At 65.0% G+C, this 14758-nt stretch carries 14 protein-coding genes; 5 read left to right on the top strand and 9 right to left on the bottom strand.

The annotated features are described in order from the left end of the window. Window positions 1-40 precede the first annotated feature (40 nt). Window positions 41-1156, bottom strand: coding sequence for a Re/Si-specific NAD(P)(+) transhydrogenase subunit alpha (locus GJV26_RS15670; protein WP_155709643.1), 1116 nt, complete (start codon window positions 1154-1156; stop codon window positions 41-43). 213 nt (window positions 1157-1369) lie between these two features. On the opposite strand from GJV26_RS15670, the gene GJV26_RS15665 reads away from it, so the two are divergent. Both GJV26_RS15665 and mnmA read left to right on the top strand, forming a co-directional pair. Then, window positions 1370-1852, top strand: coding sequence for an NUDIX hydrolase (locus tag GJV26_RS15665; RefSeq protein WP_155709642.1), 483 nt, complete (start codon window positions 1370-1372; stop codon window positions 1850-1852). Between the two features lie 19 nt (window positions 1853-1871). After that, a complete protein-coding gene (gene mnmA, locus GJV26_RS15660; RefSeq protein WP_155709641.1) occupies window positions 1872-2978 on the top strand; it encodes a tRNA 2-thiouridine(34) synthase MnmA in 1107 nt (368 codons plus the stop codon). A gap of 22 nt (window positions 2979-3000) precedes the next feature. Here the strand turns inward: mnmA and GJV26_RS15655 are convergent, their stop codons facing one another. Genes GJV26_RS15655 through GJV26_RS15645 form a run of 3 tightly spaced genes read right to left on the bottom strand, consistent with a single transcriptional unit; the run spans window position 3001 to window position 4948 of the window. Further along, the gene (locus tag GJV26_RS15655) at window positions 3001-3420 is read right to left on the bottom strand and encodes a response regulator (protein WP_155709640.1); all 420 of its coding nucleotides are present in this window, start codon (window positions 3418-3420) and stop codon (window positions 3001-3003) included. 18 nt (window positions 3421-3438) lie between these two features. Next, window positions 3439-4218, bottom strand: coding sequence for a 5'-3' exonuclease (locus GJV26_RS15650; RefSeq protein ID WP_155709639.1), 780 nt, complete (start codon window positions 4216-4218; stop codon window positions 3439-3441). A 55-nt stretch (window positions 4219-4273) separates the two neighbouring features. Next, complete coding sequence (locus tag GJV26_RS15645; protein WP_155709638.1) at window positions 4274-4948, bottom strand: glutathione S-transferase family protein; 675 nt, start codon at window positions 4946-4948, stop codon at window positions 4274-4276. A gap of 168 nt (window positions 4949-5116) precedes the next feature. On the opposite strand from GJV26_RS15645, the gene GJV26_RS15640 reads away from it, so the two are divergent. Further along, entirely contained in the window at window positions 5117-7426 is a 2310-nt protein-coding gene (locus GJV26_RS15640; RefSeq protein ID WP_155709637.1) for a catecholate siderophore receptor Fiu, read from the top strand. A 365-nt stretch (window positions 7427-7791) separates the two neighbouring features. Here the strand turns inward: GJV26_RS15640 and GJV26_RS15635 are convergent, their stop codons facing one another. From GJV26_RS15635 to GJV26_RS30695, 3 genes are read right to left on the bottom strand one after another with little or no spacing between them, the layout of a single operon-like run. Further along, window positions 7792-8067: a DUF6587 family protein gene (locus GJV26_RS15635; protein ID WP_155709636.1), complete on the bottom strand. Its 276-nt coding sequence runs from the start codon at window positions 8065-8067 to the stop codon at window positions 7792-7794. 10 nt (window positions 8068-8077) lie between these two features. Further along, a complete protein-coding gene (gene feoB, locus GJV26_RS15630; RefSeq protein WP_155709635.1) occupies window positions 8078-9967 on the bottom strand; it encodes a ferrous iron transporter B in 1890 nt (629 codons plus the stop codon). Between the two features lie 19 nt (window positions 9968-9986). Continuing rightward, window positions 9987-10538, bottom strand: coding sequence for a FeoA family protein (locus tag GJV26_RS30695; protein WP_371866479.1), 552 nt, complete (start codon window positions 10536-10538; stop codon window positions 9987-9989). Between GJV26_RS30695 and GJV26_RS15620 the strand changes: the two genes are divergently transcribed. After that, window positions 10538-10747 carry a (2Fe-2S)-binding protein gene (locus tag GJV26_RS15620; protein WP_155709634.1) on the top strand — a complete coding sequence of 70 codons (210 nt, stop codon included), beginning with the start codon at window positions 10538-10540 and terminating at the stop codon, window positions 10745-10747. The two genes, GJV26_RS30695 and GJV26_RS15620, sit on opposite strands and share 1 nt — an antisense overlap. 8 nt (window positions 10748-10755) lie before the next feature. Beyond that, window positions 10756-11517: an energy transducer TonB gene (locus GJV26_RS15615; RefSeq protein WP_155709633.1), complete on the top strand. Its 762-nt coding sequence runs from the start codon at window positions 10756-10758 to the stop codon at window positions 11515-11517. Window positions 11518-11741: 224 nt separating this feature from the next. Here the strand turns inward: GJV26_RS15615 and GJV26_RS15610 are convergent, their stop codons facing one another. Together GJV26_RS15610 and GJV26_RS15605 are read right to left on the bottom strand one after the other, a co-directional pair. Then, complete coding sequence (locus tag GJV26_RS15610; protein ID WP_189442177.1) at window positions 11742-12422, bottom strand: Fe2+-dependent dioxygenase; 681 nt, start codon at window positions 12420-12422, stop codon at window positions 11742-11744. A gap of 11 nt (window positions 12423-12433) precedes the next feature. Next, a complete protein-coding gene (locus tag GJV26_RS15605; RefSeq protein ID WP_155709632.1) occupies window positions 12434-14746 on the bottom strand; it encodes a TonB-dependent receptor in 2313 nt (770 codons plus the stop codon). Window positions 14747-14758 lie beyond the last annotated feature (12 nt).

Raw genomic sequence — 14758 nt, 5'->3', positions numbered from 1 at the left:
CTGTTTCGATGATGGTGTGGCCCGCTTTCATGAAGCTCCCTTATTTTCTGAGTATGTCCCCGCCGTGCGCCACCAGCGTGGCCTTGATGATCTCGTCTTCCCGGTCGATCGACAGCCTGTCGTCCTTGTCGATGATCAGTTTCAGGAAATCGAGCACGTTGCGGGCATACAGCGCCGATGCGTCGGCCGCCACCAGGCAGGCCAGGTTCGGCTCGCCGACGATGTGCACCCCGTGCCTGATCACGGTCTTGCCCAGTTCGGACAGCGGGCAGTTGCCGCCCTGCTCCACCGCCAGGTCGACGATCACGGAGCCGGGCTTCATCGCCCTTACCGTGTCTTCGGAAATCAGCACGGGCGCCTTGCGGCCCGGGATCAGCGCGGTGGTGATGACGATGTCAGCCTGTTTCGCGCGTTCGTGCACCAGCTCGGCCTGCCTGCGCATCCAGTCAGCCGGCATCGGCCGCGCGTAGCCGCCGGCGCCCTGGGCGATTTCCTTTTCCTCGTCGGTGAGGAACGGCACGTCGATGAATTTCGCGCCCAGCGATTCGACCTGCTCCTTGACGGGCGGCCGCACGTCGGACGCCTCGATCACGGCGCCCAGCCGCTTGGCGGTGGCGATCGCCTGCAGGCCCGCCACGCCCACGCCCATGATCAGCACCCGGGCCGCCTTGACCGTGCCGGCGGCCGTCATCAGCATCGGCATGAAGCGCCCGTAGGTATTGGCGGCCACCATCACGGCCTTGTAGCCGGCGATGTTGGCCTGCGAGGAAAGCACGTCCATCGACTGTGCACGGGTGATGCGGGGCGCGGCTTCCAGCGCGAAGGCGGACAGCCCGCCGGCGGCCATCGCGGCGATGTTGTCGGCATCGAACGGGTTGAGCATTCCGACCAGGACCGTGCCGGGCCTGATCAGCGCCCGCTCCCCGTCATCCGGCGCTCGCACCTTCAGCACGATGTCGGCGCCGAACGCGGCGGCGGCATCGGGCACGACGGTGGCGCCGGCCGCGGCATAGGCGTCGTCGGGAATGGAGGCGGCCGTGCCGGCCCCGGATTGAACGATCAATTGATGCTTGCCCGCGAGTTTCTTGACCGTCTCGGGGGTCGCGGCGACCCGGGTTTCGCCCGGCCGCGTTTCGGCCGGTATTCCTATCCTCATAAACCGCCTCCGATGTTGTTGACAACGTGACTGCGCGCCTGGCTGATAGACTGAATAAGACTGACTCAACACTAGCACGGAAATCTTGCCGAATAATCTTTTTCATAAGACAACTTCGACTTGTTGACAACAAGTGCGGCGACGTGTCACGCGGCAGTCACATGGGTCCAGGCGGAACAGGCTAAAATACCGGCTCTTTCAAGGATGACCTTCATGCCGCGTACCTGGAAACCCAATGTGACCGTTGCCGCCGTCATCGAGCGCGACGGCAAATTCCTGCTGATCGAAGAAGAGACCAGCGACGGCATCCGCCTGAACCAGCCGGCCGGCCACCTGGACCCGCTCGAATCGCTGGAAGAGGCCGTGGTGCGCGAAACGCTGGAAGAAACCGGCCATGATTTCACGCCCACGGCGCTGGTGGGCATGTACATGTCGCGCTACCGCTCGGCCCGCACCGGCGAGCTGGTCACCTACCTGCGCTTCGCCTTTTGCGGCGACGTGGGCCAGTACTACCCGGACCGTCCGCTGGATGACGGCATCCTGCGCATCATGTGGCTGACACGCGACGAAATCGCGGCCTGCCGCGATCGTCACCGCAGCCCGCTGCTGATGACATGCGTGGACGAATACCTGGCGGGAAAACGCGCCCCGCTCGAACTGCTGCATACGCACGTCTCGGTCTACGAGGAAGTGTGACTAACTGGATGTGAATGAAATGAGCAAGAAGAAAGTCGTGATCGGCATGTCCGGCGGTGTGGATTCCTCGGTGTCGGCATGGCTGCTGAAGGAACAGGGCTACGAGGTGGTGGGCCTGTTCATGAAGAACTGGGAAGACGACGACGATTCCGAATACTGCTCCACCCGCCAGGACTGGATCGACGCGGCCAGCGTGGCCGACGTGGTGGGCGTGGACATCGAAGCCGTCAACTTCGCCGCCGAATACAAGGACCGCGTGTTCGCCGAATTCCTGCGCGAATACCAGGCCGGCCGCACGCCGAACCCGGATGTGCTGTGCAACGCCGAGATCAAGTTCAAGGCCTTTCTCGACCACGCGATGCTGCTGGGCGCCGACCTGATCGCCACCGGCCACTATGCGCGCGTGCGCCACAACACGGCCACGGGCACGCACGAGCTGCTCAAGGCCGTCGACCACACGAAGGACCAGAGCTACTTCCTGCACCGGCTGAACCAGGCGCAGCTGTCGAAGACGCTGTTCCCGCTGGGCGAAATCCCGAAGACGGAAGTGCGCCAGATCGCCGAAAAGCTGAAACTGCCGAATGCCGCGAAAAAGGATTCAACCGGCATCTGCTTCATCGGCGAGCGGCCGTTCCGCGAGTTCCTGCACCGTTACCTGTCCTACAAGCCGGGGCCGATGAAGACGGCCGACGGCCAGACGGTCGGCGAGCACGTCGGGCTGTCGTTCTACACGCTGGGCCAGCGCAAGGGCATTGGCATCGGCGGCGTGAAGAGCTACCAGAAGGCCGATGGCAGCAGCGACGCGTGGTACGTGGCGCGCAAGGATGTGGCGACGAACACGCTGTGGGTGGTGCAGGGCCACGATCACCCGTGGCTGCTGTCGCCGGACCTGGCGGCCGACCAGGCCAGCTGGATCGCCGGCGTGCCGCCGGAGGCCGGCCGGATCGCCGCCAAGACGCGCTACCGGCAGGCCGACGTGGCCTGCGACCTGGCGCCGCAGGGGGCTTCCGACTTCGCGCTGTCGTTCATGGATCCGCAATGGGCCGTGACACCGGGGCAATCGGCCGTGCTGTACGACGGCGATGTGTGCCTGGGAGGCGGGATCATCGCCGGGCCGCGGGGCTGATTTCCGGCCCGCGCTGCCGGGTCTACTCCGCCGGCGGCTCCTGCCCGCCGGCATCCTCCAGCGCCTTCTGCTGCCGCTTCACCATCGCGATGACAGTATTGCGGATCGTCTTCAGAACGGTACCGGCATTGAACGGCTTGACGATGAAGCCGTTGATGCCCATCGCATGCGCCTTCTGCACCGTGGCGGCATCGAACTCGCTGGACACCATGAAGATCAGCGCCTTCGGCCATTGCCTGCGCATCGCCTCCGCGCCGGCAACATCCTGTTCCAGCTGTTCGCGGTTGATGCAGACGATCTGCGGATTGAACTTGATCAGCAGCGCGGTGCCGGCCGCGCAGGTATGCGCCTGGCCGACCACGTCGTAGCCGCCATCGGTCAGTACCGTGTTGAGCAGGCCGCGCGCCACCGCGCTGCCGTCGATGATCACTGCTTTCAGCATCGTCGCATTCCCGTTTCGTTATTGTTCGCGGTTCCAGGCCAGCATATTCCAGCTGACGCCCACCGTCACGTCCATCTTCAGCTGCACGAGCCGACGGGAAAGATACAGCATCTCCCGCTCCTTGCGCAGCGCCTCGCCGACCGAATCCTTCAGGATGCCGGCGCCGGCCATGATGCCGTCCAGCGTGCCGTAGGTGCGCAGCAGCTTCGCCGCCGTCTTCAGCCCCACTTTCGAGACGCCGGGAATGCTGTCGGTGGCGTCGCCCATCAGCGCCAGCAGGTCGGGCAGCTGGTCCGGCGGCACGCCCCACTTGTTCTCGACCCACGCGTGATCGTGCCATTCGCTCTTGAAGTGGTCCCACACGCGGGCGCCGTGGGCGATCAGGCAGTGCAGGTCCTTGTCGGTGGTTGCCACCACGGCCTCGCCGCGATTCTGGGCCAGCCAGCGCACCACCACGGTGCCGATCACGTCGTCGGCCTCCACGTCCGGCAGCGACACGGGGCGCAGCCCGAATGTCGCGAGCTTCGCATAAAAACCGGGCAGCGCGGCGCGCAGCGGCGCGGGCATCGGCGCGCGCGACTCGCGGTAGCCGCCATACAGCGCATGCCGCCAGGTGCTGCCGCCATAGTCGAACGCCGGCAGCACGTGCGAAGGCTCGTGGCCGTTGATCAGCGTGCGGAAGGAATTGAGCGCATGGCGCAGCGCGATCTCGGCCTTCAGGTCCGAGTCGGGCTCGGGGCTGGCCTCGTACACGCGCCGCACGATGTTCAGGCCGTCGATGGCAAGCAGGCGTCCCATGTTGGTATGGCGGATAAGCGTGGAAAAATCGTGGCCGCCATTCTACCGCATGCGCTCAGCGCAGCAGCTCGTAGGGGCCGCCCTGTTCCAGCGCGCGCTGGTAGGCGGGCCGCGCGTGGATGCGCGCGAGGAAGGCCGCCAGCTTCGGATACGTGGCGGCATCGAGGCCGCCGCGGGATGCCGCGGCCTCGAGCGGGAAGCTCAGCTGGATATCGGCCGCGCTGAAGGTGTCGCCGGCGAACCACTCGCGGCGGCCCAGTTCCGCTTCCAGGTAGGCGAGGTGCTGGCGGATCTGCGGCAGGATGTAGGTGTCTTTGACCTTCTTCGCGATGCCGCGCGCGATCGGCTTGACGAAGAACGGCGCCGGCGCCGTTTCCACCCGGTCGAAGATCAGCTTCATCAGCAGCGGCGGCATCATCGACCCTTCGGCGTAATGCAGGAAGTAGGTCCAGCGCAGCTTTTCCGGCGTGCGTGCCGGCGGCCGCAGGGCGCCCTGGTCATAGTGATCGACCAGGTATTCGATGATCGCGCCCGATTCGGCCACCGTGCATTCGCCATCCACGATCACGGGCGACTTGCCCAGCGGGTGCACGCTCTTGAGCTCCGGCGGCGCCAGCATCGTGCGCGCATCGCGCTGGTAGCGCACGACCTGGTACGGCAGGCCCAGTTCTTCCAGCAGCCACAGCACGCGCTGCGAGCGGGAATTGTTCAGGTGGTGGACAGTGATCATGGGTCAATAAGTTGCCGGAAAGACGCCAGCTTAGCATTTCCCTGCGGGTAACGGCGGTAGCCCGGCGTGTTGCGAAGAATGCGAATGATAACAATTCTCGTTTACATACTTTGTCACAATTGCTAAACTCGCTGATCTTTACAAAAACTTACCCGGAAGCGTTTAGAAATGACCAAGATCAAGAGTCGTAAACACCCCACCCGTCTGCAGATGAGCACCGTGCTCGCCTCGCTGCTGTTGCCGGCCGTTGCCGCGCACGCGGCCGATGCGCAGGAAGCGAAGCAGATGACCGAAGTTGTCGTCGATGCGGCGAAGGAGAACGACTTCAAGGCGGAACGCGCTTCGTCGCCGAAATACACGGAGAAACTGGTCGATACGCCGCAAACGATCACCGTGATCAAGAAGGAACTGTTCCAGCAGCAAAACGCCACCACGCTGACCGAGGCGCTGCGCAATTCGCCGGGCGTGGGCACGTTCTTCCTGGGTGAAAACGGCAACACGAACACGGGCGACGCGGTGTTCCTGCGCGGTTTCGACACGTCTTCCAGCATCTTCGTCGACGGCGTGCGCGACATCGGCTCGATCTCGCGCGACGTCTTCAACATCGAACAGATCGACGTGCTGAAAGGCCCGGCCGGCACCGACAGCGGCCGCGGCGCGCCGACCGGCTCGATCAACATGAATTCCAAGCAGGCCAACCTGGAAAACGCGATCAGCGGTTCGGTCACCGGCGGCAGCGGCAGCCAGAAACGCGCCACCGCCGACATCAACCGCGTGCTGGACGCGGAAAGCGGCATCGCCTTCCGCCTGAACGTGATGGCGCAGGATTCGGACAGCGCCACGCGCGACGTGGTGAAGAACAAGCGCTGGGGCGTGGCGCCGACGGTGGCCTTCGGCCTGGGCGGCAAGACCCGCGCGCACCTGTCGTACCTGCACATCAAGCAGGACAACATTCCCGACGGCGGCGTGCCGACGATCGGCCTGCCCGGCTACACCAGCCCGGACAGCAACAACGCCAACCCGGCGCTGCGCCGCACGTTCCTGAACAGCGCGCCGATGGTGGACCCGCAAGGCTTCTACGGCCACGTGTCCGACCACGACGACGTGACGGCCGACATGGCCACCGTGCGCATCGACCACGACTTCTCGCCGACCCTGCGCCTGCAGAACACCTCGCGCTATGGCAAGACGAAGCAGGACTACCTGCTGACTTCGTTCATGGCGAACGCCACCAGCACGAATGCCACCACCGGCGTGGTGACGCCGTCGAACCTGATCACGCCGAACCCGGCCGATCCGTCGACCTGGCTGCTGAACCGCACGAGCCGCACGTTCAAGGATGCCGAGAACCGCATCCTGGCCAACCAGACCGTGGTGACGTGGGACGTGACCACCGGCGCGCTGCAGCACACCGTGGTGGGCGGCCTGGAATTCATCAACGAGAAACAGATCACGTATGGCCGCGCCGGCGGCGGCACGCTGGCGCCGACGCCGCTGTATTCGCCGAACCCGAACGGTGCCCTGAACAACCTCAATACCGTGCGCACGGGCGCCGGCACGCAGGGCACCACGGATACGCAGGCCCTGTATGTGTTCGACAACATCAAGATCGGCGAGCAGTGGATGGTCAGCGGCGGCGTTCGTGTCGACCATTACAACACCGACTATGTTTCCACCACGCTGACCAACGGCGCGCTGGTGCCGACGATCCTGGCCGCCAACGACACGCTGACGACCGGCAAGTTCTCGGTGCTGTACAAGCCGACCGCGAACAGCAGCGTGTACGCCACCGTGGCGAACTCGAAGCAGCCGCCGGGCGGCGCCAACTTCAGCCTGTCCTCGGCGGCCAGCAGCGCGTCCAATCCGAACCTGGACCCGCAGGAAACGACGACCAAGGAAATCGGCACCAAGTGGGACTTCCTGGACCAGAAGCTGGGCTTCACCGCGGCGCTATACCGCACCGACGTGAAGAACGAGGTCGAGCAGGATGCCACCAACGCCAGCGTGTACTACCAGACCGGCAAGAAGCGCGTCGAAGGCATCGAGCTGGGCGTGCAGGGCCAGATCACGCCGAACTGGATGGTCAGCGCCGGCTACACGCACATGAAGACCAGCGTCGAATCGGGCCGCGCGATCACCGCCAGCGGCGAGAGCAACCTGACCTACACGCCGAAGGACGCGTTCACCAGCTGGACCACGTACAGCTTCCCGTTCGGCCTGCAGGTCGGCGGCGGCGTGCGCTACACGGGCGAGCTGTCGCGCGGCACCGATGGCGCCGTGGGCACCCCGACCTATGCCGAGAGCTACTGGGTGGGCGACCTGATGGCATCGTATGCGCTGACGAAGAACATCGACCTGCGCCTGAACGTGTACAACGTGACGGACGAACAGTACGTCGCCGCGATCAACAAGAGCGGCTACCGCTACACGCCGGGCACCCCGCGCTCGGCCAGCCTGACCGCGAACTTCCGCTTCTGACCGCTTGATGCAGTAAAGAGTTTCATTGTTTTACCTTCAGAGCTTGCGCCACCTTCGGGTGGCGTTTTTTTTGGGCAGCGAGATGGCCTGGGGAATTTCCACCTGCAGGGCGGACCGGGTGGAAGCCGGCACCCGCGGCGCGCGGCTGTACGGCACGGAGGGACGCTGCGTGGCGCGGCTGCAACGGGAGCGCTGCCGATCCGGGATGCGGACCATGTCGATGCGCGGCGGTCACGGATGGGGCTGCCGCCGCTGCCGGCGTACCGGCCAATGGCATCCGCGCGCATCTGCGCAGGGTTCGGCCGGCCATGAAAAAACCCGGGACAGGCCCGGGTTCGGAGGGTGCGGTATTCAGTGCCGGTACATCAGCGCTGCACGTTCAGCATGATCACGCGCCGCTTGGCACCGCCATCGTCCGAGGTGTCGATGGGCGCCGGCGTGGTGTCGCACGAACCGCACGAGCCGCAGCCACTGCCGCAGTCCGCCTGCACCTTGAACAGCTTCGCCAGCTTGTCCTGGTCGAAGCCTTTTTTCGACAGCGCATATACCATCCGCTGCCGCAGCGCGGCGGGCAGGAACTTCCTGCACACCTGCACCAGGGCGGCGACGACAACCAGCAATACGATCAGTTCCTGCAACATGGCGATCTCCTCAGGCCCCCAGCAAGCGGGCACCCTGGTAAACGATGAACGAAGCGGCGTAGGCCAGCGTGAACATGTAGCCGGCCATCAGCAGCGCGTAACGGGTATGGCCGGTTTCGCGCTTGACGACGGACAGCGTGGCCAGGCACTGCGGCGCATACACGTACCACGCCAGCAGCGACAGCGCGGTGGCCATCGACCACGTGCTGGCGATCACCGGGGCCAGCGCGGTGGCCACCTCGTCGCCGCTCTGGGACAGCGCATACACGGTGCCCAGCGCGCCCACGGCCACTTCTCGCGCCGCCATGCCCGGCACCAGCGCAATGCAGATCTGCCAGTTGAAGCCGATCGGCGCGAACACGAACTCCAGCGCGCGGCCGATCATGCCGGCCAGGCTGTAGTAGATCGGCGGCTGGGTGGCGCCTTCCGGCGCGCCGGGGAAGCTGGACAGCGCCCACAGCAGGATCGTCAGCGACAGGATCAGCGTACCCACGCGCATCACGAAGATCTTGGCGCGTTCCCACAGGCCGATGGCCAGGTTGCGCAGGTTCGGCAGGTGGTAATTCGGCAGTTCCAGCATCAGCGCATGCTTGCGCTTCGAACCCATCGTGCGCTTCATGAACCAGGCCACCGCCATCGCCGAGACGATGCCGGCGAAGTACAGCACGAACAGCACCAGGCCCTGCAGGTTGAACAGGTGGGCCACTTCGCGATCGGGGATGAAGGCGGCGATCAGCAGCGCATACACGGGCAGGCGCGCCGAGCACGTCATCAACGGCGCGATCATGATCGTCACCAGCCGGTCGCGCGGGTTCTGGATCGTGCGCGCCGCCATCACGCCGGGAATCGCGCACGCGAACGACGACAGCAGCGGGATGAACGCGCGGCCGGACAGTCCCACGCCGCCCATCAGGCGATCGAGCAGGAAGGCCGCGCGCGGCAGGTAGCCGCAATCCTCGAGCACGAGGATGAAGAAGAACAGGATCAGGATCTGCGGCAGGAACACGAGCACGCCGCCGACACCGGCGATGATGCCGTCCACCAGCAGGCTGCGCAGGATGCCATCGGCCATGTGCTCGCCGACCAGCGCGCCGAAGCCTTCGACGGTGCCGGTAATGAAATCCATCGGCGCCGCGGCCCAGCTGAACACGGCCTGGAAGATCATGAACATCAGCACGGCCAGGATCAACGGGCCGGCGACCGGGTGCAGCACCACGTTGTCGATCCGGTCCGTTCCCGTTTCGCTGCCCTGCATGTTATTGGTGGCCACCGTGAGGATGCGGCGCACTTCGCGCTGCGTATCCTCGACGGAGACGGTGTCGATGGCGGCCAGCGGCTGCGACTTCGCGGGCGCCAGCGGCCACAGTTCGTCGAGCGCGCGCAGCAGCGATTTCTCGCCGCCGCCCTGCACCGCCACCGTTTCGACGACGGTCATGCCCAGTTCGCGCGCCAGCCGGTCGGCATCGATCTCGATGCCGCGGCGCTTGGCCACGTCGACCATGTTCAGGCACAGGATCATCGGCAGGCCGAGGCGCTGCACTTCCAGCACCAGGCGCAGGTTCAGGCGCAGGTTGGTGGCATCGACCACGCACACCACCAGGTCCGGCGCGGTTTCCCCGGCGCGCAGGCCGGCCACCACGTCGCGCGTGATTTCCTCGTCCGGCGTGTGCGCCTTCAGGCTGTAGGCACCCGGCAAATCCAGCACTTTGTAGGGATGCCCGGCGGGCGACGTGAAATGGCCTTCCTTGCGGTCGATCGTCACGCCGGCGTAGTTCGCCACCTTCTGTCGCGCGCCCGTGAGGCGGTTGAACAGCGCCGTCTTGCCGCAGTTCGGATTGCCCAGCAGGGCAATCATCGGTGCGCGGCTCACGACCTGCACCACTTTTTCGGTTACACCCATGCTATTCAAGGACCTCGTTTTATTCTGGCTGGACCGCAATCAGCGCCGCCTCGAAGCGGCGCAGGGCAAAGGTCGAATTGCCGACCCGGATCGCCAGCGGCTCGCCGCCGGGCATGCCACGCTTGAGCATGCGGATCTTTTCTCCGGGTACGAAACCCAGCTCCATCAGGCGGCGCGCGAGGTCCGCGCCATCGTCCGATTCGGCACCACTGCCCGGCTGGCCGGCTGCATGAGCGGCTGTAACACGCACCACAGTGCCGCTTTTCCCGACCGCCAGGGCGTCGAGATTGATGGTGGTGGAGGCAGGTGTCATGGCGGTTCTCTGGCGGGAATCAATCTGTGCATTATAGAGGCTAATGCGAATGGTTTGTATTTGCAGGTATCGCTTGCATTGTACGCTTTGTTGCGGCAGAATAGGAACCGTAATGATAATGATTCTCATTAAGAAGGTGTTAAGGTTGGCAGAGTTGCCATGCAGCTTCCCCTGATACCTGAACGCGGCGCTTGCGCGTTTTCTTGATGAGGCCGCCCCCAGGGCGGTGTCCGTCTGACTAGCCAGAAGGTGTTTCAATGATCGTTTGCGTTTGCAACAACATCTCCGATCGGGAAATCCGTCAAGCCATCGACCTTGGTATCAGTACCATGGACGGGCTGCGCGAAGCACTGGGTGTTTCCACGTGCTGCGGCAACTGCCTGGACTATGCCGTTGAAGTACTGAGCGAACACGTGGCTGCGCCGATCCAGGAAACGGTTCTGAAGCGCCCCACCCTCACTACCTGAGGATTCCCATGCAAACCCTGCCCGGCCTTTCCCGGCCAGGCGTGTCGCGGCTCGGCCTGAATTTCCTGCGCCTGCCCCGGCTCACGTCCAAGACGCCTGTCGCGCCTGCCGCGGCGGCGCCTGATTTCACTCTCGGCAGCAGCCGCAACAAGAGCGGCAAGATCGCCGTCATCGTCGGCATCCATCTGGTGGCCTTCTGGGCCATGCAGAACGGCATGGTCAGCGACGCGGTGAAGAAGCTGCCGCAGGTCGTCGATGTGACGTTCGTGACGCCGCCCGCGCCGCCGGCCCCGCCGGCGCCGCCGAAAATCGTCGAAGTGGCCATCAAGCCGCCGCCGATGATTATGCCGGTGCCGCAACTGCCGATCGTCATCGAGAACACGATCACCGTGCCGCCGGCACCGGTGAAGCCGGCCGAAGCCGTGCCTGCCGTGGTTGCGGCGCCCTCGCCACCGGCCCCGCCGGTCGCCGCGCCGCCGGCTCCGTCCGCACCGAAGCTGGTGACGGGCGTGGAATACGTGCGGCAGCCGCAACCGGTGTACCCGTCGATCTCGCGGCGGCTGGGCGAAACCGGCGTGGTCACGCTGCGCGTGCTGGTCAGCGAAAAAGGCACGCCGGAACAGGCGACGGTGCAGAAAACCTCCGGTTCCACGAACCTGGACGAAGCCGGCCGCCAGGCCGCGCTGCGCAGCCTGTTCAAGCCCTACATGGAGGATGGCAAGCCCGTGCCGGTGTACGTGCTGGTGCCGATCAACTTCAAGTTGTCTTAAGCAAGCAACAGATGACGGCAAAGCAAAAGGGGACAGGCCTGCGGCCTGTCCCCTTTTGCTTCCGGAGCTGGTGTCGGACATATTTTCTGGGCCTTATCAGAAAATGTGTCGGACACCGGTGTTCGGTTGCCTCTCCACGCATCAAAAAAAACCTGTGTCAGACACGTTTTCTGGGTGAATCATCCAGAAAAAGTGCCTGACACCGGTTGTCGCGGCTCTCTGCCTTACGTCTCCGCCCACATCCGCAGCAGGTTGTGATAATGCCCGGTCAGCCCGACGGTGGCCGGGCTGTCGCCGTGGGCGGCGCGCACGGACTGGATGTTCTGGTCCAGCTCGAACAGCATCGTGCGTTTCCAGTCATCGCGGACCATGCTTTGCGCCCACAGGAACGACGCCAGGCGTTCGCCGCGCGTGACCGGCTCCACGCGGTGCACCGTCGTCGACGGGTAGATGATCGCGTCGCCGGCCGGCAGTTTCACTTCATGGGTACCGTAGGCGTCGGTGACGATCAGCTCGCCGCCGTCGTACTCGTCCGGGTCCGACAGGAACACCGTGGTGGAGACATCCGCCCGCAGCGGCGCGGCGCCGGGCGAGGCCACGCGGATGGCGCCGTCGATGTGGTCGCCATACGTTTCTCCGCCGGCGTAGCCGTTGAAGTACGGCGGCAATATCCGCAACGGCAGCGCCGCGGCGAAGAACAGCGGGTTGGCCGTCAGCGCGCGGGCGACGATGCCGCCCAGCTCGACGGCCAGCGGGGAACCTTCCGCCAGCTGGCGGTTGCGCTTGACCGCAGCCCCCTGCGAGCCCACGCTGGCGCGTCCGTCGATCCAGTCCGCATGAAGCAGGCGGTCACGGAATTGCAGGACTTGCTCGCGTGTCAGCACCCCGGGGATATGCAGTATCACGACAGGTTCCTTCAGTACTTGAAGCTGGCCGTCAGCGAGGCGCTGCGGCCCGCCGCCACGCCGGCGTAGTGCGGCGACGAGACCTTGTCGAAGTACAGCTTGTCCGACAGGTTCTGCACGTTCAGCTGCAGGCTGACGTGGCCGTTGACGATGTAGTTGGCCATCGCATCGAAGCGGGTATAGCCGGGCGCCCACTTGTTGTTGTTGACGTTGGCATACACCTTCGACATCGAGTTCAGGCCGCCGCCGACCGTCAGGTTCGGCAGCACCTTGTAGGTGGTCCACAGCGTGGCGCTGTGCTTCGGCGTGGTGGGGAACACGTTGCCGTTGTAGGGCGACGCTTGCCATACCGCCGGCGCGCCGGTGGCGGCCGTGTTCACGAAGCCGTTGTCGTCGATGCGGCCATCGAGCCACGTGTAGCCGCCGAACACCTGCCAGGCATTGGTGATGCTGCCGGTGGCGCCGAATTCGACGCCGCGCACGCTCTTCCTGCCCACGTTCTGGGTGGTGCCGTCCGGCGCCGTCACGCGGGCATTGTCCATCTCGCTCTTGAAGATCGCGGCGGACAGCGACAGGCGGCGCGATAGCACTTCCCACTTGGTGCCCAGTTCGAAGTTCTTGCTTTCCTGCGGCTTCAGGTTCTGGATCACGGTCGTCAGCGCATCGAGGCCGTCGCCGCCGTCATTGCCCGGCGGCGTGGACGACGTACCGTACGACAAGTACACGCTGCTGTTGGCAGCCGGCTTGTAGACCACGCCCGCCTGGTAGTTGGCGAACGTGGAATTGACCTGGGCGTTCTGGGCGGCCGTGGTGACGTTGTTCAGCGTGTATTGCGGCACGTTCAGCGTGGACGTGAAATCGTCCCAGCGCACGCCCACGTTCAGCAGCCACTGCGGCGTGAACTCGATGGTATCGATCGCGTACACGGCGCGGGTGTTGGTACGCACGCTCGTCTGGGCCGGCGACACCGAGCGGCTGTAGGCCCATGGATCGTCCGGGTTCGCGCCCACCAGCGGTGCGCAGTTGTATCCCGTTGCGGCGCCGGAGGTGGCGCAGGTGGTGTTTTTCGTCAGCAGGTTGTTGGTGCCCGGCGTGAAGATGTACGAGCTGCGGTCGGTCTGCTCGCGCGAGAATTCGATGCCGGTGCTGAAATTGTGCTTGAGCATGCCGGTGCGCGCCTCGCCGGACAGCGCGGTCGTGTTGGCCAGCGTTTCCGTTTCCGTCACGCGGGTATTGGCGCGGCGCCACACGGTGCCATACAGCACCACGTTGCCCTTCGAATCGTCAGGCTGGGTCCACACGTAGTCCTGGCTGGTCTTGCCGTAGCGCGTCACGTTGCGCAGGGTCAGGCCGTTGCCGAAGTCATGCTTGACGTCGACGGTGCCGATATCGGTTTCCGTGTCGCGGAAGTCGCGATTGGTCAAGCCGTAGAAGGTGTCGCGCGGCACGCTGATCGGGGCGCCGTCGCCATTCTTCGACATGTTGGCGCCGCTGGTGATCGGGTTGTTGAACGGGATGCCGGTGTCGGGCAGCTCGCTCGACTCCATGTGGTAGTACGACAGGTTGACCTGGGTCGGGCCCGACAGGCCGAAGCCGATCGTCGGCGCGATGCCCCAGCGGTCGCCGCCCACCGGGCCGCGGCCGGCCACGTCGGCTTCGTGACCCATGATGGCGACGCGGAACGCCGAATCGGTGCCGATGGTGCGGTTGATGTCGGCCGTCACGCGCTTGTAGTTGTCGGTACCGAAGCCCACGCTGCCGTTATAGAAATTGTCCAGCTTCGCGGTCTTGGAGACGATGTTGACGCCGCCGCCGGCCGACGACCGGCCGCCGTATGCGGAGTTCGGGCCCTTGACGACTTCGATCTGCTCGATCGCGAACACTTCGCGCGATTGCGAGCCGCTGTCGCGGATGCCGTCGATGTACGTATCGGTCTGGGCGTTATAGCCGCGGATGAACAGGTTGTCGCCCACAGGATTGCCGCCTTCGGCCGCGCCCATCGTGATGCCGGGGACCGTGCGCAGCGCATCGGCCAGCGATGTGGCGCCGGTCTGTGCGATCACTTCGCTCGGTACCACGGTGACCGATTTCGGCGTATCGAGCAGCGGCGCCGTGAACTTGTCGGATGCGGAACGCTGTGGAATCTGGAATTCGTTGTTCGCGACGCGGCCGCTGACGGTCACTTCCGGGATCCTGGCGTCGCCTTGCTGGGCGACCGGTTCGGCTGCGGTATTGACTTCGGCATGCAGGGCAAGCGGCATCGCCAGCGTGGCGAAGACGGCGAGCGTGGCTGGCGAGTGCTTGCGGCTCTTGATGTACGACATGTCGTCCTTATT

The organism is Pseudoduganella dura (genome assembly GCF_009727155.1).
In the GTDB taxonomy this organism is placed as follows: Bacteria; Pseudomonadota; Gammaproteobacteria; order Burkholderiales; family Burkholderiaceae_D; genus Rugamonas; species Rugamonas dura.
The sequence above is the reverse complement of the archived record's forward strand: the minus strand, read 5'-3'. Positions and strand labels throughout refer to the sequence as shown.

What these genes read in the sequence shown, in the direction of transcription:
- GJV26_RS15605 (WP_155709632.1), bottom strand. Translation starts at nt 14,746, where the DNA reads ATGTCGTACATCAAGAGCCGCAAGCACTCGCCAGCCACGCTCGCCGTC.
- GJV26_RS15665 (WP_155709642.1), top strand. Translation starts at nt 1,370, where the DNA reads ATGCCGCGTACCTGGAAACCCAATGTGACCGTTGCCGCCGTCATCGAG.
- mnmA (WP_155709641.1), top strand. Translation starts at nt 1,872, where the DNA reads ATGAGCAAGAAGAAAGTCGTGATCGGCATGTCCGGCGGTGTGGATTCC.
- GJV26_RS15615 (WP_155709633.1), top strand. Translation starts at nt 10,756, where the DNA reads ATGCAAACCCTGCCCGGCCTTTCCCGGCCAGGCGTGTCGCGGCTCGGC.
- GJV26_RS15620 (WP_155709634.1), top strand. Translation starts at nt 10,538, where the DNA reads ATGATCGTTTGCGTTTGCAACAACATCTCCGATCGGGAAATCCGTCAA.
- GJV26_RS15635 (WP_155709636.1), bottom strand. Translation starts at nt 8,067, where the DNA reads ATGTTGCAGGAACTGATCGTATTGCTGGTTGTCGTCGCCGCCCTGGTG.
- GJV26_RS15655 (WP_155709640.1), bottom strand. Translation starts at nt 3,420, where the DNA reads ATGCTGAAAGCAGTGATCATCGACGGCAGCGCGGTGGCGCGCGGCCTG.
- GJV26_RS15640 (WP_155709637.1), top strand. Translation starts at nt 5,117, where the DNA reads ATGACCAAGATCAAGAGTCGTAAACACCCCACCCGTCTGCAGATGAGC.
- feoB (WP_155709635.1), bottom strand. Translation starts at nt 9,967, where the DNA reads ATGGGTGTAACCGAAAAAGTGGTGCAGGTCGTGAGCCGCGCACCGATG.
- GJV26_RS15650 (WP_155709639.1), bottom strand. Translation starts at nt 4,218, where the DNA reads ATGGGACGCCTGCTTGCCATCGACGGCCTGAACATCGTGCGGCGCGTG.
- GJV26_RS15645 (WP_155709638.1), bottom strand. Translation starts at nt 4,948, where the DNA reads ATGATCACTGTCCACCACCTGAACAATTCCCGCTCGCAGCGCGTGCTG.
- GJV26_RS15670 (WP_155709643.1), bottom strand. Translation starts at nt 1,156, where the DNA reads ATGAGGATAGGAATACCGGCCGAAACGCGGCCGGGCGAAACCCGGGTC.